Here is a 21715-nt window from a genome sequence, read left to right as displayed (position 1 = left end):
TTCTACGCCGGAATTCCGTATCTGATTTCCGGCGCTAGCCTTTTTTTGTTTTGTTTGTGCATTTGTTTCTTCAGTGCATTTGTCGCGTTGTGTTGCGTCCGGTGAGTTCATGAGTGTTGATGTGATCAGTCCCCCTGTTGTCGATTCGCGGTATGAGCCGCTGCGAGTCATGGTGGTGGACGACTCCGTCGTTATTCGCGGCCTGATTTCGCGCTGGATCGAGGCTGAGCCCGACATGGCCGTCGCAGCCTCGCTCCGCACTGGTCTCGATGCCGTCAACCAGATCGAGCGCATCAATCCCGACATTGCCATTCTCGATATCGAAATGCCGGAGCTTGATGGCATTTCGGCGCTGCCGCAGCTGCTGGCGAAGAAGCGTAATCTCATTATCATCATGGCGTCGACGCTGACCCGCCGCAACGCGGAGATCAGCTTCAAGGCGATGTCACTCGGCGCCGCCGACTACATTCCGAAACCGGAGAGCACGCGGGAGATGTCCGCAGCCGACGTCTTCAAGCACGATCTGCTGCAGAAGATCCGTCATCTCGGCGCCAAGGTGCGCCGCCTGAAGTCGGCGACGACGCCGTCGATCGTTCCGGTTCCCGCGGTGCGCGAGGCTGCGCCGTCATTCCGGTCCGCCACATCAGTCGCTGCGCAGGCGCAGCTCGTGAAGCGTCCTTTCAGCGCCGTGACGCCGCGCGCGCTGCTGATCGGTTCGTCCACGGGTGGTCCCCAGGCCTTGATGACGCTGGTTGCCGAAATCGGTGCTGTGATTGACAAGGTGCCTGTGCTGATCACGCAGCACATGCCGCCGACCTTTACGACCATTCTCGCCGAACATCTCGCGCGGGCCAGCAAGCGTCCGGCTCGCGAAGGTGTCGATGGCGAGCTCGTCAAGGCCGGCCAGATCTACCTCGCGCCGGGCGGCAAGCATATGCGCGCCGTCAAGCAGGGCGCCCACATTGCCATCGCGCTTGATGACGGACCGCCGGTGAATTTCTGCAAGCCTGCTGTCGATCCGCTGTTCACGTCCGCCATCGACGTCTGGCAGGGCGCCATCCTCGCCGTCGTGCTGACAGGCATGGGGTCGGACGGCATGCGCGGCGGCAAGGATATCGTCGCGGCTGGCGGCAATGTCATCGCGCAGGACGAAGCATCGAGCGTGGTGTGGGGTATGCCCGGTGCTGCGGCCAATGCGGGCATCTGCTCCGCCATCCTGCCGCTCAACCAAATCGGTTCGAAAGTGGTTCGTCTTTTCTCGGGAGATCGGTCATGACACCGGCAGACTACGATTTCCTGCGCAAGTTTCTGAAGGAGCGTTCGGGTCTCGATCTGTCTGCTGACAAGCAGTATCTGGTCGAAAGCCGGCTGATGCCGCTCGCACGCAAGGCCAGCCTCTCGGGCATCGAAGAACTGGTCCAGAAGATCAAGAACGGCTCGTCCGCGGTCGCGTCCGACGTGGTCGAGGCGATGACCACCAACGAAACCTTCTTCTTCCGCGATAAGGTTCCATTCGACCATCTGCGCGATGTCGTGCTCCCGGAGATGATCCAGGCACGGGCCGCCCGCAAGAGCCTGCGCATCTGGTGTGCAGCAGCGTCCACGGGGCAGGAGCCATATTCGATCGCGATGACCATCAAGGAAATGAGCGCCCAGCTCGCCGGATGGAGAATCGAGATCATCGGCACCGACATCTCGCAGCAGGTGCTCGAGAAATCGAAGTCGGGCATCTACACCCAGTTCGAAGTCCAGCGCGGTCTGCCGATTCAGCTTCTGGTGAAATACTTCAAGCAGACCGGCGAGATGTGGCAGATCAACCCGGACATCCGCTCGATGATCCAGTATCGCCCGCTGAACCTGCTGCTGGACTTCTCCAGCCTGGGCAAGTTCGACATCATCTTCTGCCGCAACGTGTTGATCTATTTCGATCAGGACATGAAGACGCAGATCTTTGGCCGTCTTGCCAAGTGCATGGAGCCGGATGGCTTCCTGGCGCTGGGCGCTGCCGAGACTGTCGTCGGGCTGACCGACGCGTTCAAGCCACATGCCGACAAGCGCGGCCTGTACCGTCCGAACATGCTGCGTGCCGCACCGTCGATTGTGCCTGGCATGACGCCTGTGGGTCTCAAGGCCGCTGCGTCGGCACGCTGAGCGCCGTCACAGGATCGCGTGCGGAACGAACCGTGACATGTTGCCGGTGATCGGATTCTCATCCTCGCGGATCGAGAGTCCGCACGGCACCTCATCGACCAGCCAGCTGCCCAGCACCGGATACTGACCCGCAAAGTTCGGCAGCGGCTTCAGTATCTGCCGGATGAAGCCTTCTTCGCCATAGGGACCAGGCTGCGCATCGATGGCGCTACCGCCGTGCACCAGCGTGACATTGGCGCCTTCGCGCGAATAGAGCGGCTTGCGCACATAGGATGTGCCGAGCCCGGCGGCTGCAGCATCATCGTCGAAATAGGCCGGAAGCAAATTCGGGTGGTTCGGAAACATCGCCCAGAGCAGCGGCAGGATACCCTTGTTGGACAGAATGGCTTTCCACGGCGGTTCGATCCAGCGCGTTGAGGCGCCTTTCAGGCGGCCGCCGAATTCCTCGCGAAACATCCACTCCCAGGATAGAGCTTGAACATCAGCTCGATCGGCTGGTCCTTGAGGTCGACGAAATGCCCGGCGTCCGTATAGCCGATCTCCCTGATATCGAGCAGCGTCGGCGTGAGGCCGCCTTGTTGTGCGACATCGGCGAGATACTGCACTGTGCCGCGGTCCTCGGCATTGTCCATGGTGGCTGCGAGATGCAGCGCCTTGCCGGCACCGATCCTGCGCCAGGCTTCGATCAGTCGCTCATGCAGCGAATTGTACTGATCCGCGCGTTTCGGGATGATCTGGCGTTCGATCGCCTGTTCGAGCCAGGTCCATTGAAACACAGCAGCTACGAACAGTGATGTCGGCGTGTCCGCATTGTATTCGAGCAGCTTGGCCGGGCCTTTGCCCTCGAACTGGAAATCGAAACGGCCGTAGAGACTGGGATCGCTGCGCTGCCAGCTTGCGGCAATGAGTGTCCAGTAAGCCTGCGGGATCTTCAGCAGCCGCAAGGTGCGCTCATCCTTGACCGCGCGGCTCACCAGCTCGCGGCACATGTCGTTGAGCTCGGCTGTCGGTCCCTCGATCTGCTGTTCGATCTCGTCCAGCGTGAAGGCATAATAGGCGCGTTCGTCCCAATAGCCGTCGCCGGCCTCGGTGTGAAACGTAAAGCCCGTCGCGGCCGCGGTGGCCTGCCAATCATCGCGCTCGGAACATGCGATGCGTTGCATGAGAAACTAGCCGCCGCCGGAAAAATGCAATGCGAACGAGCCGAAACCGCTGCGGGTGACATGGCTGCTGCTGGATGACGAGCTTCCGTCAGTGCTGCTTGATGAGGACGTATTGCTGGCAAAGCTGCTGCGTTCGGAAGACGAACTGCTGCTGCCTCCTGAATAGCCATGGCCGCCGGTGGATGACGACGAACCGCGCTGCTGACACTCCTGCTGCTGGCCCGCGATGGCCGCGCGGTTCGGGTCGCAATGTTCGCTCGGCATCAGCGCATAGGCGCCGCCGCCCAGGGCCATGGTGCCCATGAGCAGGAGCGCCACATGGTTGGAGCGTTTGCGCGAGGGGGCTTCCTCATGCATCGGCTGCACCGGCCGGCGCTTGCCAAAGTCCTTCGCAGGCTCGCTTGTCATGGCGAATACACCATCGAGGCGGCATTGAGCACGCCCGCGGCAAGCGAGGCGAGGCCGAGCCACAGGGCCGGCGCCATCTCGCTATTGGCGATGCGATCCGACAATTGCGGCACCGGAATGCGCAAGATGAAATAGACGGCGATCTGCACGATCAGCGCGACGATCGCCCAGATCAGGCAGTCGATGACATTGGCGGAGTGCACGATGGCGCTGGCCACCGGCAGTACGAAGCCGAGCAGGCTCAGCCCGAGCGCGATCGCTGCCGGCGCGCAATCCTTGCGGATCAATGCGAATTCGTCATGTGCGGTCACGCGCAGATAGACGAACAGATAGAGCATCACGGCGACGATGCCGGTGCAGAAGTAAACGAGAAAGGCCGGCAGCCCGACCAGAGATTGCAGAACCATTCCGCCCCCGAATGCGCTTCAAGCGACATCGCTCGATACCGCTTATTGTATTCGTCTCGGCGAGCAATGGGAGAGTTCATCCACGCAAACAAAAACCCCGCCTTTCGGCGGGGCTTTGCTGAGAACTTTTCGGGGAGAGATCAGGCCGGCTTGAAACTCAGGCCGGGATGCGGATTTCTTCTTCGTGCGGCTCGCGCAGCACGTAGCCACGGCCCCAGACGGTTTCGATGAAGTTGCGGCCTTCGGACGCATTCGCCAGCTTCTTGCGCAGCTTGCAGATGAAAACGTCGATGATCTTCAGTTCGGGCTCGTCCATTCCGCCATAGAGGTGGTTGAGGAACATTTCCTTGGTGAGGGTCGTACCCTTGCGGAGCGAGAGCAGCTCCAGCATCTGGTATTCCTTGCCCGTCAGATGGACGCGCTGACCGCCGACTTCCACCGTCTTGGTATCGAGATTGACCACCAGGTCGCCGGTCTGGATGACCGACTGGGCGTGGCCCTTGGAACGGCGCACGATCGCATGAATGCGGGCAACCAGTTCGTCCTTGTGGAAAGGCTTGGTCATGTAGTCGTCGGCGCCGACGCCGAGACCCTTGACCTTGTCCTCGATGCCGGCGAGGCCCGAGAGAATGAGAATTGGTGTCTTGATCTTGGACACCCGCAGCTGCTTGAGCACATCGTAGCCGGACATGTCCGGCAGATTGAGATCGAGCAGGATGATATCGTAGTCGTAGAGCTTGCCGAGATCGACGCCCTCTTCACCGAGATCCGTCGTATAGACGTTGAAGCTCTCGGATTTGAGCATCAGCTCAATCGACTGCGCAACGGCGCTATCATCTTCAATTAGCAAAACGCGCATGCCAGTCCCCTTTAGTCGCCGCTCCGGGCGTCAGGTCGGCCGCCATACTTGCGGCACCAAAAAACGCCTACGAACAACTGATTCGGATCCTGACTGGATATGGTTAACAAAACCTGATTCTTCAGCGCAAGCTCTAATCGTGCAATTTTTGTCGAATCGCCATAAGATGTTGCAGCAAAGACTCTTTTTGTAACCGTACCCGCTCAAGCTCCACATTAAGAGCCGGACTTAACCGACTCCATCGACTCGCCCCTTCATTCTGATGGCGCGAATGCTCTCAGTCATCCAAGACAGTGACGTAATGATTAACGATGCGGGTAAACACGGGGTTAAGGCCGGGCCGGCAATGAAGCGAAACTTAAGGGTTTTGCAATGAAAGCCCTTGCAGAACAGATTACCGACCTCGATGGCGTCAACATCTACGGCCGGGTGGTCGGTGTTCGAGGGTTAATGGTCGAGGTGGCCGGGCCGATCCACGCGATGTCGGTCGGCGCCCGCATCACCATCGAGACCGGTACCAGCCGCTCCATCCCCGCCGAGGTGATCGGTTTCAGTGGCGACAACGCCGTGGTGATGCCCTTCGCCGGACTGGAAGGTGTACGCCGCGGCTGCCGCGCGGTGATCGCCAATGCTGCCAGTCAGGTGCGACCCTCGATCGCCTGGCTCGGCCGCGTCGTGAACGCCATGGGCGAACCGATCGACGGCAAGGGGCCGTTGTTGCAGGGGCCGGCACCGATGCCATATCGCGCGTCCCCGCCGCCGGCGCATTCCCGCAAACGCGTCGGCGCGCCGCTCGATCTAGGGGTGCGCTCGCTCAATACTTTTCTGACCTGCTGCCGCGGCCAGCGCATGGGCATCTTTGCGGGCTCGGGCGTCGGCAAGTCGGTCTTGCTGTCGATGCTGGCGCGCAACGTCGACGCCGACGTCTCTGTGATCGGGCTGATCGGCGAGCGCGGCCGCGAAGTGCAGGAATTCCTTCAGGAGGATCTCGGCGAAGAAGGTCTGGCCCGCGCTGTGGTCGTCGTCGCGACTTCGGACGAGCCGGCGCTGATGCGGCGTCAGGCGGCCTATCTGACGCTGTCGATCTCGGAATTCTTCCGCGACGAGGGCAAGGACGTCATGTGCATGATGGACTCGGTCACGCGTTTCGCCATGGCGCAGCGCGAGATCGGCCTGTCCGTCGGCGAACCGCCCACTGCAAAAGGCTACACACCGACGGTGTTCACCGAACTGCCGAAATTGCTGGAGCGGGCAGGGCCGGGCACCGACGAAGGCTCGATCACCGGCATTTTCACGGTGCTGGTCGACGGCGACGATCACAACGAACCCGTTGCTGACGCCGTGCGCGGCATTCTCGATGGCCATATCGTGATGCAGCGCGGTATCGCCGAGCGCGGCCGCTATCCGGCTATCAATATCCTGAAATCGGTGTCGCGAACCATGCCGCGGTCCTGCGATCCCGCCTATCTGCCGACCATTACGCGCGCCCGGCAGATCATGGCGACCTACTCCGATATGGAGGAACTGATCCGCTTAGGGGCCTATCGCGCAGGGTCCAGTCCTGAAGTGGACGAGGCGATCCGGCTGCATGAGCCGCTTGAGGCATTCCTGCGGCAGCGTAAGGACGAAGTCTGCGGGCTGGCCCAAGGTTATCAGCAACTGCAACAAATCGTTGGTAGTTTGGAAACGGAACGCTAACTTTGTCAGGCCATCATGCCCCTGAGAGAAGAATTTCGACCGGCCAGCCGCTTGCGGCCAGCCGGTTGTGTCCCGTGTTGAGGCTGGGACTTCTGGGGAGTATGAGTCGATGAAGTCACGTGACACCCTGATCCGCCTGAAGAAGTTCCAGGTCGATGAGAAGCGCCGACGGGTCAATCAGATCGAAGGCATGATCGCGGATTTCCAGCGCATGTCGGTCGATCTCGAGCGTGAGATCCAGACCGAGCAGGATCGCGCCGGTATTCAGGATCCCACCCACTTCGCCTATCCGACCTATGCGAAAGCTGCGATCCAGCGTCGCGAGAACCTGACGCGTTCGGCCGATGAGCTGCGCGTGCAGCTCGAAGACGCGAAGGCGCTGCTCTCCGAAGCATTCGAGGAACTCAAGAAGGTCGAACTGCTCGACGAGCGCGACCAGGCCCGCGCGCGCGACGAAGAGAACGCACGCGAACAGGCCGACCTCGACAGCATTGGCCTGATGCGCGCCCGCATCGGTGCAGTGGCCTGATCCGCAACAGCGGCGAGCCACAAGCCTCCAAGATTTCCAAGATTGAAGTCATCAAGCCCGGGCCGCGAGGTCCGGGTTTGCTGTTTGTGGTCTGTCCACAGCATAAACAGGGTCATGACTCGTCAAACGTGATCTATGTTACGACAGTGAATACCGCCGGGCGGCACCTCCGTAAGGCGAAAGGTATATTGAGGTTGGGGAGACGTAATGCTGACGCCGGCTGAACTGGTCTGGCTTCTTTCCGCAGTTGCCAAAGGGGATGAAGTCGCCTTCGAGCGACTCTATGCAGCGACGCGCGCGAAACTCTTTGGAGTCGTGCTCCGTATCTTGCGCAGACAGGATCTCGCGGAAGAAGTCATCCAGGAGGCCTATGTCAGGATCTGGAACAGCGCCGGGCAGTTCAATCCCGGTGTCGCGTCGCCGATCACGTGGATGGTGTCGATTGCTCGCAACAGGGCCATCGATGTGGTTCGCAAGAGAAGCGAAACGTCCATCGAGGAAGAGCCGGCTGCAATGGAAGTGGCAGCCGATACACCTGACCCGCTCGCGCGTCGGGAAATGACCGAGGAATTGAAGCGCCTGCTGGAGTGCGTGGGCCGGCTTGAGCCGGACCGGCAGAAACTGGTTCTGCTTGCTTACTACAATGGCTGGAGCCGCGAGCAACTCGCGACGAAGTTCGAAGCGCCGGTCAATACAGTGAAGACGTGGCTGCGCCGCAGTATGATGGACATCCGGGAGTGTCTGGGACTGACATGATGGCCTATAGCGAAGACCATATCGCGCTTGCCGCAGAATATGCGCTTGGCACGCTCAGTGCCGAGGAGCGCGTGCAGGTCGAGACCATGATGTCCGTCGACAAGGATTTTGCCGCGGTGGTCGAGGCGTGGGAGCGCAAGCTCGGCGTTTTGAATCAGATGGTCGGCTTGGTCGAACCTCGTCCCGAGGTCTGGGAGAAAATCCGCACGGCAGTCGGTCTGGCCGGTACGCAGGACGCGATCGTGCATCCGGAAGCAGCGCAGCCTGCCGTTGCAGCCGCCGCCGCTGCTGAACCATCTGCCATTGATAGTCCGGCAGTTGATCGTCCGACGCTCGATGGTTCGAACGTGATCGACTTCTCGCAACAGGCAAAGCGCTGGCGCAGTATCGCCACCGGCATGACTGCGATTGCCGCCATGCTCGTTACGCTGATTGCCGTGCAGGCCTATCGCCCCGAATTGCTGCCGGCGGGCTTGCGCCCGAAGGCGACGCAGCAGGTGGTGCAGGCGCCTGCGCCAGCGACCGCGCAGACTGCAACTGCCGCGCAGGCTCAGTATGTGGCCTTGCTGCAGACCGACGCTGCGTCGCCGGCATTCATCCTCACTGTCGATGCGGCGACAAAAAACTTTACAGTACGCAAGGTTGGCGCCGAACCGCAGGCTGGCAAGAGCTACGAGCTCTGGATCGTGTCCGACAAGCTGCAGCGCCCGCGTTCGCTCGGCGTGATTGGCAGCAACGAATTCACGTCCCGCGCTGCGCTGGCGGCCTATGATCCCGATGTCGTCAATCAGGCCACCTATGCCGTGACCGTCGAGCCGGAAGGCGGTTCGCCGACCGGCCTCGCCACGGGCCCGATCGTGTTTACCGGCAAGCTGATCGAGACCGTGCCGCCGGCGCGGTGATCGTTTAGCTCTCTCGCCATTTGGCATTGGTCCTATGTTCGTCAGTCCCAGGCAAACCAATTGGTTTGCCTGGGACGTATGAAAGCGGCGCAGTCGCTGTAATGCGAACCTCTACGAAAGCTTGGCTATTTGACAATCACATCTGTCGAGGTCGTGGGATGGGAGAGCACAGGCGTATCGCGCTGGCGCGAAACCCATCGATCACGCGCTTCACGAAGATGATGGATTTTGCGAAGGCGCTCACCCCATCCTGCGGCGTTACGCCGTGATCGCGGCGCAGATGACGTCGCAAACAAAGCACCCCACAAAAGAAAAACGCCCGTGGGGAGCGGGCGTTTTCCATTCAGAAGCTCACTCGGGGGGAAGTAGAGCTTCTATGTATTCACCTGACGACCTTGGGGGACATCGCCACGCGAATTCCGAAATTCCTTAGCGCACCATGCTGGCGTTCGAATTGGTTACAGCAAAAGGCTGGCCCGCTTTGATCACACGGGCGCTCGCGGTCTGGCCGTAGCCTTCGTCAGCATTCATACGGGCCGAGATTCCAAAGCCTGCAACGAAAATACCGGCGACGAGAGCAACGATGACCACTTTGAGGTGGGTCATGCGATCCGCGCTGTAAATCGAGTGGTTCATGGAAACGCTCCCTGCCGTCTTACGCTGCCTACGTCCGTTGGTGTCGGGCTCGCATCGGCAGGTTCAACTGATCACGCTCAAGAAACGTAGTATTGGGCCTTTACGTTCCAAATAGGCGATCACAAGGCGGTGATAAGACGTGATCCGGCGCGATTGGAACACCCGGCCCAGCCTCAAAAATCATGAATTATCATTTATTGTCAGTGTATTGTGCATGATTCGCGCGTCCGGCCCAAAATGGCCTTGGGATGCGACATTCTGGCAAATCCCTTGTCTGTGACGAATTTGCATCGCTTTCGGGCGGCGTTTTCGGCCTTGAATCGGCAGATCAGACGCTGCCGACTGTCTTCAGGCGGGCGCGGGGGTGGATTTCCGCCTGCGACAGCACGGTGGTTTGCGAGCGGAACCGTTCCACCAGCGAGCGCACGAACGGCCGGATCGATGCCGAGGTAACCAGCACCGGCGCTTCGCCTTCGCGCGCGGCCTGTTCGAAGCGATCGCGTACGGTGGTCATGAATTCCGACAGCTTCGACGGCTGCATCGCAAGGCTGCGCTCCTCGCCGGTGCCGATGATCGATTCCGCGAAGGCCTGCTCCCACTGCGCCGACAGTGCGATGAGCGGCAGGTAGCCGTTGTAGGAGGTATTCTGCGCGCAGATCTGTCGCGCGAGGCGCGCACGTACATGCTCGACGATGGTCGACGGGTTGCGCGAGAAGGCGAGGGCGTCGGCGATGCCTTCGAGGATGGTCGAGAGATCGCGCACCGAAATACGTTCGGTGAGCAGCAATTGCAGCACGCGCTGGATGCCCGACACGGTGATGAGCGACGGGACGATATCCTTGACCAGTTCGCCTTGTTCCTTTGGCAGGTCCTTCAGCAGCTTCTGCACTTCGCCATAGGACAACAGGTCCGACATATTGCCCTTCAGCAGCTCTGTCAGATGCGTCGACAATACCGTGGCGGCATCGACCACGGTGTAGCCCTTCAGCGAGGCTTCTTCCTTCAGGCCGGCATCGACCCAGGTGGCGGGCAGGCCGAAGGTCGGCTCTGTCGTGTGAATACCCGGCACATTGACCTGGTTGCCGCCGGGATCCATGACCATGAACTGGTTCGGCCAGATGCGGCCGGTGCCGGCGTCCACTTCCTTGATCTTGATGATGTAAGTGTTGGCTTCGAGCTGCACGTTGTCGAGGATTCGGACCGACGGCATTACGAAACCCATCTCGACGGCGAGCGACTTGCGCAGTGCCTTGATCTGCTCGGTGAGGCGATCGGTGCCGTCCGGCCCGTTGACCAGCGGCAGCAGCGCGTAGCCGAGTTCGATCTTGAGGTCATCGATCTTGAGGGATGCGGAGATCGGCTCGTCAGCGGCGGCGGCCTGTGCTGCGGCGGCAGCGGCGGGCGCTGCGGCCTGTTGCGCGACTTCGGCGCGAGCGACCTTGTTGCGCTTGTTGGCGTTGATCGCGAGATAGGCGGCGCCGCCGCCGAGTGCGAGGAACGGCAGCATCGGAATGCCCGGCAGCATCGCCAGTGTCAGCATGACGCCGGCCGACATGCCCAGCGCCTGCGGATAGCCGGAAAATTGCTTGATGAGCGCCTTGTCGGCCGCGCCGCTGATACCGGCTTTCGACACCAGCAGGCCAGCGGCGGTCGAAACGATCAGGGCCGGCACCTGCGTCACCAGACCATCGCCGACGGTCAGCAGCGTATAGGTGCGGCTGGCTTCGGCGAAGGAAAGGCCCTGCTGGGCGACGCCGATGATGATGCCGCCGATGATGTTGATGAACACGACGAGCAGGCCGGCGATGGCGTCGCCGCGGACGAATTTCGAGGCACCGTCCATGGCGCCGAAGAAGCCGCTTTCGTCTTCGAGGTCCTTGCGGCGGGCCTTGGCGGTGGCTTCGTCGATCAGGCCGGCGGAGAGATCGGCGTCGATCGCCATCTGCTTGCCGGGCATCGAGTCCAGCTGGAAGCGCGCGGCGACTTCGGCGATACGGCCCGAACCCTTGGTGATGACGACGAAGTTCACGATCACCAGGATGGCGAACACGATGATGCCGATGACGAAATTGCCACCCATCACGAAATTGCCGAACGCCTCGATGACGTGACCGGCTGCGGCAGTGCCTTCGTGGCCGTGGGACAGGATCAGGCGGGTCGAGGCCATGTTCAGCGACAGCCGCAGCATGGTCGAGATCAGCAGCACGGTCGGGAACGACGAGAATTCCAGCGGCGTCTGGATGAACAGCGCCGTCATCAGGATCAGCACCGACATGGTGATCGAGATCGCCAGAAACAGATCCAGCACGATGGCCGGCAGCGGCATGATCAGCACGACCAGGATGGTCAGAACGCCGAATGCCAGCGCCAGGTCGCCGCGCATTACCATGGTGCGAAGGTCGGTGAAGTTGAAGCCGCCGCTCTGCGGCGCTCCGAGACCCTGACCCGCGATCAAATCCGTCATCGATGCCGCTTCCCCGCGCGAATGTCGCTCGCGACTGCCGAACGTCTGCGCGGCGGCCGAAGGGCCGCCGATCCGCAAGTGAGGCACCGCACTGGCATCCACGGGCATTTCCCCGGTCGGCTGACGAGACGCGACTCCACTCGGCAATTTTTGCCGTGTGTATGGTTAGCAAAGGGTTAACGAGGCGTTACTGCGCGGCTTTGCCACAAGCCCGGGCCCGGTTTCGCGGGCGGCCCCTGTTGCACTGCTTCTGCATGCCTAATCCTTCGGCATGTCGCTTGACCTGTGGGGACGCGCCGAGGATGTTGCCGCCGTGATCGTCGCGACCCCCACCTCAGATTCGATGCCGTTCCTGCCCGACTCCCGTCAGGCCTGGATCAGGCTGTCGCTTGCCCTGGTCATCGGCTCGCTGGGGTCGGTGGGCATGTGGTCGGTGGTGGTGGCGCTGCCGGCCGTGCAGGCCGACTTCGCGGCCAGCCGCGGCGCGGCGTCGCTGGCCTTTACCCTGACCATGGTCGGCTTCGGTCTCGGCGGCGTGGTCGCCGGCAAGCTCACTGACCGGTTCGGCATCGTGGCCACCATTGCGCTCGCTGCCGTCCTGATGGGTATCGGCTATCTCATTGCGTCGCGGTCCACGGCACTCTGGCAGTTCAATCTTCTGCATGTGGTGATCGGGGCAGGATCGTCGGCGACCTTTGGACCGCTGATGGCGGAGGCGTCGCACTGGTTCGAGCGCCGGCGCGGCATCGCGGTCACCGTCGCCGCGACCGGCAGCTATATCGGCGGCACGCTCTGGCCGCCCATTGTCAGTTGGGGCATTCTGACTTTTGGCTGGCGCTCGACGCATATCGGTGTCGGGGTCGTCACGACCGTCCTGATGCTCCTGATGCTCGCGGTTCTGCGCGCGCAGATGGGCACGGTCACACGACGGAGTCACGTCAATGCGCCGCCGCCCAAGGTGGATCTCCAGCTCAGCAACAACACACTGACGACGCTTCTCTTCGTGGCCGGCATCGGCTGCTGCGTTGCCATGGCGATGCCGCAGGTCCATATCGTCGCCTATTGCGGGGATCTCGGCTACGGCGTGACGCGCGGCGCCGAGATGCTGTCGCTGATGCTGGCCTGCGGGATTGTCAGCCGTGTCGGTTCGGGTTTTCTGGCCGATCGTATCGGTGGCATTCGCACGTTGCTGATCGGCTCGTTGCTGCAGGGATTCGCACTGCTGTTCTATTTGTTCTTCGACAGTCTGGCCTCGCTTTACATCATCTCGGCGATGTTCGGCCTGTTCCAGGGCGGTCTGGTGCCGGCCTATGCCATCATCATCCGCGAGGCGATGCCGGCGTCCCAGGCCGCGACGCGGGTCGGCATCGTTATCCTGGGTACGGTTGGCGGCATGTCGCTTGGCGGCTGGATGTCCGGCGTGATCTTCGACGCCACGGGCTCCTATGCGGCAGCGTTCATGAACGGGCTCGCCTGGAATGCGCTCAATGTCACCATCATCACCGCGCTGATGCTGCGCGCGCGCCGTCAGCTGGCTTTCCCGTCGGCACCGTCGGTCGCCTAAGGCGTCAGATCCTGCACCGGCGGCATCGCCGGAAATCCATCGATCGGCACGTTTTCGAGGGCGCGTTTGGCCGGGCCCTCGCCGAACATGCAATCCAGCGTCGGCTCGGCAATTGCCGTCATGGTCCGCGGGATCAAGGTTCGTTTTTCGGGCGATAGCCAGTTCTCGCTCAGCGTGGGCACGCCGCGCTCGGTGACGCCGTACAGGATGGCATCGAGAATGTCGCGATCGCCGATCTCGCCGATCAGCGCGCTCCGCACGCAGTCGCAGATCGCCTCGGGATGTGCATAGCGCGACACCATGAAGGGTGCGCAGAGCCGGATGAACTCGCCGCGCGGATCGGGCATCAGGGACAGGCGGCGCGCGTCGGCCAGCGACAGCGTCGGCATCCCGCATACCAGCAGGCTGCCCAGGACAATAGGACACAGTGCGCTGAGGGACGGATACCGCAACAAATTCACCCGGGAAGCAACCGCAGGACGAGAGAAGTGCAGAACCTATTATAGATGACGTGCGGTGCGAATGTGAATGCCGCTGTGGCGTGCTACACGCCCTGGCCGACCTTCAACAGCATGCAGCCGCTGATTTTCAAACTGCCATCCGGCTGCGGCTGCAGCGTATAGAGCGCATCCCACGGCACGCCATCGGCATCGATGATGCGGACCTTCTGCTCGATGGTGCCGCCCGATGTGTTGCTCTCGGTGAATTCGAAACTGCGATGGCGATAGACCGGTGCATAGGCGTTGCGCACCCGAGGCCCTCGTCTGGCCAGCAGCAAAGGAGATAGTCAAAATGCAATCTTTAAACTAACATTCCAATCGGACCACTCCGTGGGGGCCGGTCAAGCAACGCGCCACCCAATCCAACAGAAAACGGATGCAGTGGCGCATGCGCACGGCTCTTGTCATTTGGACCGACCATGTCTTTCTCCTCGCTTCCATACTCGCCTGAGATCTGTTGCATAATCCAGCACGTCCCCCCCGGGGGGGGGCGAAAACAACCGACTTCTGAGTTTCGATACTTAGCGGAAGACCCTATCGGGACTAGGATGTAAGCATCACCATATATTGATGCCAACGTGGGAGAAGGAAACACAGCCTTCGCCGTAGCTATGCCCGTCATTATCGGCGACGTGTCGCCCTCGCGCCGCAGCCGCCGGGAAAGGCCTGCACGGGATCAGAGCCAAACTCCTTCACCCATTTGCGCAACACGTTCTCACGTCCAAGTCGCGGCTCGCTTGCACAACCGAGACCCCGCGCTCGCGAACGCGCCTGACCGCTTCGACCTTGAACTCGCGACTGAACCTTTTTCTCTGCATGAACCTCCTCCGGCTTTATGAAACACCCAAACTTGGTGTCCATCAAACCGGCAGCAGCTCAGGCTCGTTTATCTAACCGAAGGTCAGATCGCGCCCTATCTTGCCGACGGACGGCTTGTCCGCGTCCTTGCCGACTGGTGCGAGCCGTTTCCCGGCTATCATCTCTACTATCCGAGCCGCCGTCAGCCGACGCCGGCGTTCGCCTTGCTGGTCGACGCCTTGAGATACCGTTGCTAGGGATGCCCCGCGACGTTTCCGAAAAGCGCGTTTGAGGATCGCAGCGGATATCGCCGGGGCAGCGCAGGACGACTGCGTCCATGTTTGTCGTTCGGTGAATTTCAAGAAGAGATTTCAACGCGCAGCGGATGTTCTCCGCGCACCAGAAGCGGCGCAGGCCCTTGGTCCAGCCGCCCGAGCCGGATCAGGCCGCGCGACCAGCGATAGGGACCATGAAACATCGCCAGATTGCCCCAGGGAGCGTAGTAGCAAAGATCGCTAACGGCCTCGTTTCCGAAACGACCGCTACCTTCCTCGGTGAGCTTACGCGGCAGATAGGCGATCTTTTCATTGGTCGAATAGTCGCTAATCGTCAGATCAAGTGGCGCCATGGAAAATAGATCGCGCGCGGAGGGATTATCCTCCAGCGTTGCTGTGAAGACCTGATCCGCGAAGGTAAATCTGAGGCGCATGGCGGTTCCTTTCCGGTCCGGAACTATGTTGGGTTGCGCGCGCACCAACGAGGGAAGCACGAAGCTGGCAGCGCCTGCCAGGACAGTGCGGCGTGAAAGCCTTGCGGCGGCGTGTGTCATTTCAGGCGCCCCAGTCGGTGCGGCCATGTCCATCGTTCCGACACACGTCGCACCCTTTCGATGATACGACCCGGTCAAGCAGCAAGATGCTGATTGAAGAAGCTGGTCAGCTTGTCGAACGGGATCATGTCCGCCTTGTCGTAGAGATCGGTGTGGCTGGCCCCCGGAATGATCACAAGTTCCTTTGGCTCCGCCGCTGCCGCGAAGGCAGTTTCGCTGAAATAACGCGAATGGGCCTTTTCGCCATGGATGAACAGGACCGGGCGCGGCGCGATTTCCGCGATGTAGGTCAGGATCGGCATGTTCATGAACGACAGCAGCGTGGTCTGCGTCCAGGAATTGCCTGAGTTGACCGCGCGCACATGGTACCCGCGTGGCGTCCTGTAATAGTCGTGGTAGTCGACCAGGAACTGCGCCTCGCCGCCGTGCAGGTCGTTGTAAGGCGGCTGATAAGCCGGGGCACCGTTTTCTGCATCCGTCCAACGCTGCCAGCTTAGTAGCTCCAGCGTCTGTGCGCGCTGTTCGGGGGTCACGCTGTCGTTGTAGCCCTTCGACATGACACGGGTCATATGGTACATGGTGCTGGCGACCACGGCCTTGACGCGCTTGTCCACGGCGACGGCATTCAACGCCATGCCGCCCCACCCGCAGATGCCGATGACGCCGATGCGTTCGCGGTCGACGGAAGTGTGCAGGCCGAGATAGTCGACGGCCGCGCTGAAATCCTCGGTGTTGATGTCCGGCGAGGCGACATTGCGCGGCTCGCCGCCGCTTTCGCCGGTATAAGACGGATCGAACGCCAGGGTGACGAAGCCGCGCTCGGCCATCGTCTGTGCATAGAGACCCGAGGACTGTTCCTTGACGGCGCCGAACGGGCCGCCGACGGCAAGGGCCGGCAGGCGTCGGTCGGCACGATCCTTCGGCAGATAGAGATCGCCCGACAGGGTGATGCTGTAGCGGTTCTTGAACGTGACCTTCTGATGGTCGACATTTTCGCTTCTGGGGAAAGTTTTGTCCCATTCGTTTGACATGTTCTGAGGCTTTGCGTTGGAGGTGTTGAATAGCGAAGCTGCGCCGAATGCGGCGACGCCCGCGCCGGTCAGCTTCAGAAGCTCGCGCCGGTGGATGCCGCGCGCCGACAAGTTCGTGTCAAGGTTGTTCATAGGCATTTCCGATCTCCTGTTGGTTGAATGAGTCATCGCTGTGGGCTCTCGGGCTTCAGCAAGCGCCGGCCATTGCCGATCAGCGCGATTGCGATGCCGGCCAGAGCCACGCTGCCGATGAAGGTCGCGGAGACCGTCATGCTGTCGAGTAGCAGCCCGCCGACGACGGCGCCCAGCAGGATCGATGCCTGGATGGCTGCAACCATCAGGCTGCCGGCGGCCTCCGGCGCATCGTCCGCATTCTGCGACATCCATGTCATCCAGATCACCGACATCGCGGTGTTCATCGCGCCCCAGATCGCGAGGAACAGGCCCGCCGCGATCACCGAGCCGCCCAACAACAAAAGCCCCAGCGTGCAGCCGCCCATCAGCAATGCCGGCAGTCTCAATAGAGGCGCAACGCTGCCGCTCAGGAAGCGGCCGGATGCCCAGGTGCCGACGAAGCCGGCACAGCCCAGCACGAGCAGCAGGATCGAGAGCGTTGTTACATCCGCCCCCGTCACCTTTTCCAGAAACGGGCGCAGATAGGTGAACATGGTGAAGGCCGAGCCCCACGACAGCATCGAGGCGATGATGCCGCGCAGGAAATAGGGACGCTTCAGCAGGTCGAACATGGTTCGGAAATCCTGCCGCTGGCGTGCGGGTAGCGAGGGCAGCGCAATCACATGCCAGATGAGATTGATGGCAACGATGGGCGTCAACGCCCAGAACACCGCGCGCCAGCCGAACATGCCGCCGAGATAGCTGCCGATCGGCGCTGCGAAGGCGGCCGCAATGGCTTGCCCGCCATACATCAGGGCAAGCGCACGCGGCACGTCGCTTTCAGGAACCAGCCGCATGATGACGGCCGTCGCCAGCGACCAGAAGCCGCCGATGCAGATGCCGAGCAGGGCGCGACCGATCATCAGCACGGCAAAATTCGGCGCGGCGGCGACCAGAACCAGAGACAGCAGCATGAAGGCCGTCATGGCGACCAGAACCCATTTCCGGTTCAGCGTTCCGGCGGCGGTGGTGATGACCATGCTGGCCGCGACCGCGAAGAGGCCGCTGATCGAGATTGCCTGTCCCGTTTGGCCCTCGGTTGCGCGCAACCCCTCGGCCATGGGCGTGAGCAGACTGACCGGCATGAATTCCGAAGCGATCAGCATCGCCACGCAAAGCGCCATGGAGAGGACCGCGCCCCAAGCGGCCGGTTTGCTACCTGCATCTGCTGTGGCGGCAACCACCATGTTCGTTCGCTCCTGCTGAATTGTTGCAGTGCAAATCTAGCGCTTTTGCCATAAAACGATTACCCGTCAAAATCGGCATGAACTTATCGACCTGATCGAATAATCTGTCGAGCGTACGGCAAGCGAAGGAATTTCATGGCCAGAACCGATCTCAACCAACTGACGTGGTTTCAGGCCGTTGCTGAAGAGCGCAGCTTCACCAAGGCGGCGGCAAAGCTCGGCGTGGCGCAATCGACGCTCAGTCACACAATCAAGCAGCTCGAAGCACGCATGGGCATACGCCTCCTGACCCGCACCACGCGCAATGTCGCGACAACCGCCGCAGGCGAACGGCTGCTACAGACGATCGCCCCGCGCATCGGCGAAATCGAAGACGAGATCGCGGCGTTGATGGCGTTTCGTGAGAAACCCTCGGGCTCGATCAGGCTGACGCTATCCGACCATGCGCTTGAAAGCGTGGTCTGGCCAAAGCTCAAGCCTGTTCTCACCGCATATCCCGACGTTAGCGTCGAACTGATCCTGGACAGCACCTTTCGCAACATCGTCGAGGAAGGTTTCGACGCCGGTGTCCGGCTTGGAGAAAGCGTCGAGAAGGACATGATCGCGGTCCGCATTAGTCCGGACTGGCGCTTGGTCGCCGTGGCTTCGCCCGAGTATTTCACCGCGCATGGCGTGCCGGAACGTCCCCAGGATCTCGTCCGGCACGTCTGCATCAACATGCGCCACGAAACCGCTGGTGGCCTTTATGCCTGGGAGTTCGAGAGGGACGGACAGGCATTGCGCGTCCGTGTGAACGGCCAACTGACCTTCAACAACTCCTACGCCATGATCGATGCTACGGTGAACGGCTACGGCATGGCCTATGTCCCAGAGAACATCGTGGAGCGGCACATCGCCTCCGGCGCGCTGGTCCAGGTTCTGGACGACTGGTCGCCCTTCTTCGACGGCTATTTCCTCTACTATCCGAGCCGCCGCCAGAATCTCTCCGCATTCAAGATCATCGTTGATGCGCTACGACATCGGGAGTGATGCGAGAGGATTTTCATGCACGCTGTGAATGCTGATCGAATTTTGACCCCTCAATTGTCGCACGCGCGAATCTAAGGTCCTGATTTTATTGGCGTGACAACGGTGACCCCGGTGCCGATCGGCGTCCAAACCCCACGCCGAAACACAGCATCTCCTTGGCGGTCAATTCGATGCCTCAGACAGCCTCGCGCAAAGGTCGACGTCGTCGGTGTAGGTGAGGAGCTGATAGAACTCCTGTTCATCCGTTCGATGTGACCGCTCGACCTTGCCATTAAGCTGTGGTGACGCGGGTTTGATATAGGCGTGGCGCATGCCCAGGTCCTCAACATGCCAGTGGAATTGAGCCTGAAATTCATGGCCGTTGTCAGTTGGCACCTCACGGATGCGGAAGGGGAATTTCTCAATAATGGTATTGATGAAGTCGATCGCGTTTGACTGGTTGTGGCGATCGTAGATTTTCAAGGCGCGAACGCGCGTCGCATCGTCGATCGCCGTGTACTGGTAGCGCTTCACCGGCTTGCCGTCTTTGCCTTCGAACTTCAAGAACTTGACGTCAACCTGGATCTGATGACCCGGCACCTGCTGTTGGTATCGCTGAGTGTGGATCTTGCGGACGCGCGTGCCACCGGGCAATCGGCTGAGGCCGTTCCGCCTGAGAATACGATATACGCCGGCATCGGAGATAGTGATGGCGTGATAGCGAGCCAGGTACCAGACAATGCGAATTGGCCCTAAGCGGTAGGTCGTGCGCAGGTGCAGTACTTTCTCGACAACCTCTGGAGCCGTGCGATTGGCAGGATTCTTCGGCGCTGTCTTGCGGTTCTCGAGGCCAGCCAAACCGTGCTGCCGATAGGCGGTGCGCCAGCGATAGAAACTGGCCCGACCGACACCAAAATAGCGGCAAGCTTTGCCGACATCGCCAATCTTATCAGCGTGCTGAAGCACACGCAGCTTGTGGTCCCCATCTCGCCTGAATTTGTGCATCGCAATCATCCTTCCTGCCCTTGTGGCTCAGGTTAAAGGATGTCTCGCAAGTCCGTACATTCCTACAACCTGCGGTTTATGCGAAATGTTGCATCAACAGGATGGTCATAGATCAGCGTTACAGCGTTGTCGTCCTTTGCGATTTTCGCTCTCTCAAATCTCCTTGTCTTCAAGCCACCTATTCGGTGGTCACCGTTTCATCAGATCAGGCGGCGTAGTTGTCTTCGGTGAGTTCACGAATGCGCTGCCACACCAAACTGATCAGCTTATCTTTGTTGGTCGTCACCGTGTTGCCGGGGACCGGGACGTAAACGTTGTGCTCGAAGCAATAGTGACCATCTTCGTTCTGCTCGAAGACGTGGACCTGGACCTTGCGGCGCCCGTTCACGTTCGCCACACCTTGCGTCATGTAGCGATAGCCTTCGTGATCGAAGCCGTCCCAGTTCAGCGAAACGCGGTCTGCTCTCGTGGACATGTATGGCCTTCCTGTTCTTTGTACCTGGGAACGATTTCCGCCGGTTACACAAAAATGGTGAGTGCAAAATCTGCATGGTGCAAGCCTCTGCGCTCGGCGCGCCGGGGGGCCGACCAGAGATTACGTAGGCAAACGCTGGGGATTCTCAGTGTAGAAATATTTTGAGCGGGCCTGAGAAAAACGGCCGTGGTTTCCCTGCCGCGAAGATCGAAAGCAATGTGCCGCCACCCGCTTATAATGATGACGTCAGGAGTTCGCGTGACACAAGTGCCTCTGCGCGCCCTTGCAAGACCTGTTTCGCATAGTGCCGAGATGCGACGAATCCCGTAGCTACGACGTCGTCTCCGTCTTGACCGTCCGGTGGCACTATCAGTTCAATTTTCCACCGCCGCGGTGCGACGCGTTCGACCCACATGCCGATCCTGGTCTTGGCCCCAAAAATTGCCTCGGCATAATAAATGCCGGTCGTGAGCGTGCCTCGTGATCTCCATGTCGAAGTCTTCGGAAGCGGTACATGCGGACGAAGGCGTGCGACGTTCATTTGCGTTTTCCCTGTGCCAGTGATCGGCGGTCGGCATTACGCATATGTCCGAAGCACGTTCAACGAGTTTCTTTCTCATCGCTAATAGCGGAAACACTGACCTGACGGATATTTTGGACCAGCGGGATAGAGACTACTGCATTGCTACGCTCCGATCTAGATGGTGGGTGTCAGGTGCTGATGTCTGCGGTGCAGGTGGTCGGTAGTTCAGCGAGGAGTGCGGTCGGATCGTGTTGTACAACAAGGTTTGAGAACGCCCACAGGACCGTTCTTCGCGAGGTTCTTTATCGATATCATCCTTGGTTTGGTCGCCAAGTTTACATTCACGGAACGGTCGACAAGGCTGATGAAGTCGCTTTCCGCTGCTCGCTGGATGGATCGCAAACAGATCGTTGGCTGGAGGTTCCAGCATGGATGTTCGACCGGACGGCATGTCCTGATGCGGAGCTTTTGGCAGCTCGGCCATTTGTCAGCATAGCCGCACTTGCAGCGCTTTCTGCGCTTCTCGATCTGGCGTTGATGGATCGAACGCCATCAGCTGCCCTGCTTTCTGGCGCATCCAGAGCCTCTCACGACCAGAATCGGGGAGAGACCCATGTCACGGCAGACGGCAATGCCAGGGAGCGGATA

At 60.6% G+C, this 21715-nt stretch carries 19 protein-coding genes and 5 pseudogenes; 10 read left to right on the top strand and 14 right to left on the bottom strand.

The genetic code is table 11. The annotated features are described in order from the left end of the window. The first annotated feature begins 109 nt into the window (after positions 1-109). Both AC1RLZ_RS12955 and AC1RLZ_RS12950 read left to right on the top strand, forming a co-directional pair. Positions 110-1276, top strand: a complete 1167-nt coding sequence (locus AC1RLZ_RS12955) for a protein-glutamate methylesterase/protein-glutamine glutaminase (protein ID WP_493188954.1) — start codon at positions 110-112, stop codon at positions 1274-1276. Then, on the top strand, positions 1273-2151 hold the full coding sequence (locus tag AC1RLZ_RS12950; RefSeq protein ID WP_493188953.1) for a CheR family methyltransferase: 879 nt from the start codon (positions 1273-1275) through the stop codon (positions 2149-2151). Before AC1RLZ_RS12955 ends, AC1RLZ_RS12950 begins: the two co-directional genes overlap by 4 nt. A 6-nt stretch (positions 2152-2157) precedes the next feature. Here the strand turns inward: AC1RLZ_RS12950 and AC1RLZ_RS12945 are convergent. The 4 genes and pseudogenes from AC1RLZ_RS12945 to ctrA all read right to left on the bottom strand — a co-directional run bounded on the left by AC1RLZ_RS12945 (position 2158) and on the right by ctrA (position 4988). Next, a pseudogene (locus AC1RLZ_RS12945) lies at positions 2158-3314 on the bottom strand (glutathionylspermidine synthase family protein). 6 nt (positions 3315-3320) lie between these two features. Then, positions 3321-3722 (bottom strand): hypothetical protein, encoded by a 402-nt coding sequence (locus tag AC1RLZ_RS12940; RefSeq protein ID WP_493188952.1) that lies wholly within the window; start codon positions 3720-3722, stop codon positions 3321-3323. Continuing rightward, the gene (locus tag AC1RLZ_RS12935) at positions 3719-4129 is read right to left on the bottom strand and encodes a DUF350 domain-containing protein (protein WP_493188951.1); all 411 of its coding nucleotides are present in this window, start codon (positions 4127-4129) and stop codon (positions 3719-3721) included. The genes AC1RLZ_RS12940 and AC1RLZ_RS12935 overlap by 4 nt, the downstream gene beginning before the upstream one ends. Positions 4130-4286: 157 nt before the next feature. Further along, complete coding sequence (gene ctrA, locus AC1RLZ_RS12930; RefSeq protein ID WP_068737116.1) at positions 4287-4988, bottom strand: response regulator transcription factor CtrA; 702 nt, start codon at positions 4986-4988, stop codon at positions 4287-4289. Between the two features lie 372 nt (positions 4989-5360). On the opposite strand from ctrA, the gene fliI reads away from it, so the two are divergent. The 4 genes from fliI to AC1RLZ_RS12910 all read left to right on the top strand — a co-directional run bounded on the left by fliI (position 5361) and on the right by AC1RLZ_RS12910 (position 8873). Then, the gene (gene fliI, locus AC1RLZ_RS12925) at positions 5361-6686 is read left to right on the top strand and encodes a flagellar protein export ATPase FliI (RefSeq protein ID WP_315841180.1); all 1326 of its coding nucleotides are present in this window, start codon (positions 5361-5363) and stop codon (positions 6684-6686) included. Positions 6687-6795: 109 nt separating this feature from the next. Further along, a complete protein-coding gene (fliJ, locus tag AC1RLZ_RS12920; RefSeq protein ID WP_068737112.1) occupies positions 6796-7215 on the top strand; it encodes a flagellar export protein FliJ in 420 nt (139 codons plus the stop codon). Positions 7216-7422: 207 nt separating this feature from the next. Next, a complete protein-coding gene (locus AC1RLZ_RS12915) occupies positions 7423-7971 on the top strand; it encodes a sigma-70 family RNA polymerase sigma factor (protein WP_493188950.1) in 549 nt (182 codons plus the stop codon). Beyond that, positions 7971-8873, top strand: a complete 903-nt coding sequence (locus tag AC1RLZ_RS12910) for an anti-sigma factor (protein ID WP_493189131.1) — start codon at positions 7971-7973, stop codon at positions 8871-8873. Before AC1RLZ_RS12915 ends, AC1RLZ_RS12910 begins: the two co-directional genes overlap by 1 nt. Positions 8874-9302: 429 nt before the next feature. Here the strand turns inward: AC1RLZ_RS12910 and AC1RLZ_RS12905 are convergent, their stop codons facing one another. Beyond that, positions 9303-9509, bottom strand: coding sequence for a hypothetical protein (locus tag AC1RLZ_RS12905; RefSeq protein ID WP_493188949.1), 207 nt, complete (start codon positions 9507-9509; stop codon positions 9303-9305). Positions 9510-9837: 328 nt separating this feature from the next. Next, positions 9838-12075, bottom strand: a complete 2238-nt coding sequence (flhA, locus tag AC1RLZ_RS12900; RefSeq protein WP_493188948.1) for a flagellar biosynthesis protein FlhA — start codon at positions 12073-12075, stop codon at positions 9838-9840. 241 nt (positions 12076-12316) lie between these two features. Here flhA and AC1RLZ_RS12895 point away from each other — a divergent pair, with 241 nt between their 5' ends. Beyond that, entirely contained in the window at positions 12317-13537 is a 1221-nt protein-coding gene (locus AC1RLZ_RS12895; protein ID WP_493189130.1) for an MFS transporter, read from the top strand. Here the strand turns inward: AC1RLZ_RS12895 and AC1RLZ_RS12890 are convergent. The 3 genes and pseudogenes from AC1RLZ_RS12890 to AC1RLZ_RS12880 all read right to left on the bottom strand — a co-directional run. Continuing rightward, the gene (locus AC1RLZ_RS12890; protein ID WP_493188947.1) at positions 13534-13926 is read right to left on the bottom strand and encodes a hypothetical protein; all 393 of its coding nucleotides are present in this window, start codon (positions 13924-13926) and stop codon (positions 13534-13536) included. The two genes, AC1RLZ_RS12895 and AC1RLZ_RS12890, sit on opposite strands and share 4 nt — an antisense overlap. Positions 13927-14081: 155 nt before the next feature. Next, a pseudogene (locus AC1RLZ_RS12885) lies at positions 14082-14288 on the bottom strand (DUF4864 domain-containing protein); the annotation flags it as partial. Positions 14289-14691: 403 nt separating this feature from the next. Further along, a pseudogene (locus tag AC1RLZ_RS12880) lies at positions 14692-14855 on the bottom strand (transposase); the annotation flags it as partial. A 57-nt stretch (positions 14856-14912) separates the two neighbouring features. Between AC1RLZ_RS12880 and AC1RLZ_RS12875 the strand changes: the two are divergent. Continuing rightward, positions 14913-15092: pseudogene (locus AC1RLZ_RS12875) on the top strand (LysR substrate-binding domain-containing protein); the annotation flags it as partial. Positions 15093-15193: 101 nt separating this feature from the next. On the opposite strand, the gene AC1RLZ_RS12870 reads toward AC1RLZ_RS12875, so the two are convergent. The 3 genes from AC1RLZ_RS12870 to AC1RLZ_RS12860 are packed head-to-tail and all read right to left on the bottom strand — an operon-like array spanning position 15194 to position 18056. Beyond that, positions 15194-15691, bottom strand: coding sequence for a cyclophilin-like fold protein (locus tag AC1RLZ_RS12870; protein ID WP_493188946.1), 498 nt, complete (start codon positions 15689-15691; stop codon positions 15194-15196). 47 nt (positions 15692-15738) lie between these two features. After that, positions 15739-16833 carry an alpha/beta hydrolase gene (locus tag AC1RLZ_RS12865; RefSeq protein ID WP_493188945.1) on the bottom strand — a complete coding sequence of 365 codons (1095 nt, stop codon included), beginning with the start codon at positions 16831-16833 and terminating at the stop codon, positions 15739-15741. Positions 16834-16859: 26 nt separating this feature from the next. After that, complete coding sequence (locus tag AC1RLZ_RS12860; RefSeq protein WP_493188944.1) at positions 16860-18056, bottom strand: MFS transporter; 1197 nt, start codon at positions 18054-18056, stop codon at positions 16860-16862. 135 nt (positions 18057-18191) lie between these two features. On the opposite strand from AC1RLZ_RS12860, the gene AC1RLZ_RS12855 reads away from it, so the two are divergent. After that, positions 18192-19085 carry a LysR family transcriptional regulator gene (locus tag AC1RLZ_RS12855; RefSeq protein WP_493188943.1) on the top strand — a complete coding sequence of 298 codons (894 nt, stop codon included), beginning with the start codon at positions 18192-18194 and terminating at the stop codon, positions 19083-19085. 174 nt (positions 19086-19259) lie between these two features. Here the strand turns inward: AC1RLZ_RS12855 and AC1RLZ_RS12850 are convergent. Next, positions 19260-20069 (bottom strand): annotated as a pseudogene (locus tag AC1RLZ_RS12850) (IS481 family transposase); the annotation flags it as partial. Between the two features lie 205 nt (positions 20070-20274). Next, entirely contained in the window at positions 20275-20544 is a 270-nt protein-coding gene (locus AC1RLZ_RS12845) for a hypothetical protein (protein WP_493188942.1), read from the bottom strand. A 721-nt stretch (positions 20545-21265) separates the two neighbouring features. On the opposite strand from AC1RLZ_RS12845, the gene AC1RLZ_RS12840 reads away from it, so the two are divergent. Beyond that, a partial coding sequence (locus AC1RLZ_RS12840) for a hypothetical protein (RefSeq protein ID WP_493188941.1) occupies positions 21266-21715 on the top strand: 450 nt, incomplete at its 3' end.

Source organism: Tardiphaga sp. GW822-FHT04G09, assembly GCF_058800725.1.
Note: the sequence above shows the minus strand (reverse complement) of the source record. Positions and strands in the feature narration are given on the sequence as shown.

Bases quoted from the DNA above. Each gene is read 5' to 3' on its own strand.
- AC1RLZ_RS12845 (WP_493188942.1), bottom strand. From the start codon at position 20,544: ATGTCCACGAGAGCAGACCGCGTTTCGCTGAACTGGGACGGCTTCGAT.
- AC1RLZ_RS12890 (WP_493188947.1), bottom strand. From the start codon at position 13,926: ATGCCGACGCTGTCGCTGGCCGACGCGCGCCGCCTGTCCCTGATGCCC.
- ctrA (WP_068737116.1), bottom strand. From the start codon at position 4,988: ATGCGCGTTTTGCTAATTGAAGATGATAGCGCCGTTGCGCAGTCGATT.
- AC1RLZ_RS12950 (WP_493188953.1), top strand. From the start codon at position 1,273: ATGACACCGGCAGACTACGATTTCCTGCGCAAGTTTCTGAAGGAGCGT.
- AC1RLZ_RS12915 (WP_493188950.1), top strand. From the start codon at position 7,423: ATGCTGACGCCGGCTGAACTGGTCTGGCTTCTTTCCGCAGTTGCCAAA.
- AC1RLZ_RS12870 (WP_493188946.1), bottom strand. From the start codon at position 15,691: ATGGCCGCACCGACTGGGGCGCCTGAAATGACACACGCCGCCGCAAGG.
- AC1RLZ_RS12910 (WP_493189131.1), top strand. From the start codon at position 7,971: ATGGCCTATAGCGAAGACCATATCGCGCTTGCCGCAGAATATGCGCTT.
- AC1RLZ_RS12955 (WP_493188954.1), top strand. From the start codon at position 110: ATGAGTGTTGATGTGATCAGTCCCCCTGTTGTCGATTCGCGGTATGAG.
- AC1RLZ_RS12905 (WP_493188949.1), bottom strand. From the start codon at position 9,509: ATGAACCACTCGATTTACAGCGCGGATCGCATGACCCACCTCAAAGTG.
- AC1RLZ_RS12855 (WP_493188943.1), top strand. From the start codon at position 18,192: ATGGCCAGAACCGATCTCAACCAACTGACGTGGTTTCAGGCCGTTGCT.
- AC1RLZ_RS12865 (WP_493188945.1), bottom strand. From the start codon at position 16,833: ATGCCTATGAACAACCTTGACACGAACTTGTCGGCGCGCGGCATCCAC.
- AC1RLZ_RS12935 (WP_493188951.1), bottom strand. From the start codon at position 4,129: ATGGTTCTGCAATCTCTGGTCGGGCTGCCGGCCTTTCTCGTTTACTTC.
- AC1RLZ_RS12860 (WP_493188944.1), bottom strand. From the start codon at position 18,056: ATGGTGGTTGCCGCCACAGCAGATGCAGGTAGCAAACCGGCCGCTTGG.
- fliJ (WP_068737112.1), top strand. From the start codon at position 6,796: ATGAAGTCACGTGACACCCTGATCCGCCTGAAGAAGTTCCAGGTCGAT.
- fliI (WP_315841180.1), top strand. From the start codon at position 5,361: ATGAAAGCCCTTGCAGAACAGATTACCGACCTCGATGGCGTCAACATC.
- AC1RLZ_RS12940 (WP_493188952.1), bottom strand. From the start codon at position 3,722: ATGACAAGCGAGCCTGCGAAGGACTTTGGCAAGCGCCGGCCGGTGCAG.
- AC1RLZ_RS12895 (WP_493189130.1), top strand. From the start codon at position 12,317: ATGCCGTTCCTGCCCGACTCCCGTCAGGCCTGGATCAGGCTGTCGCTT.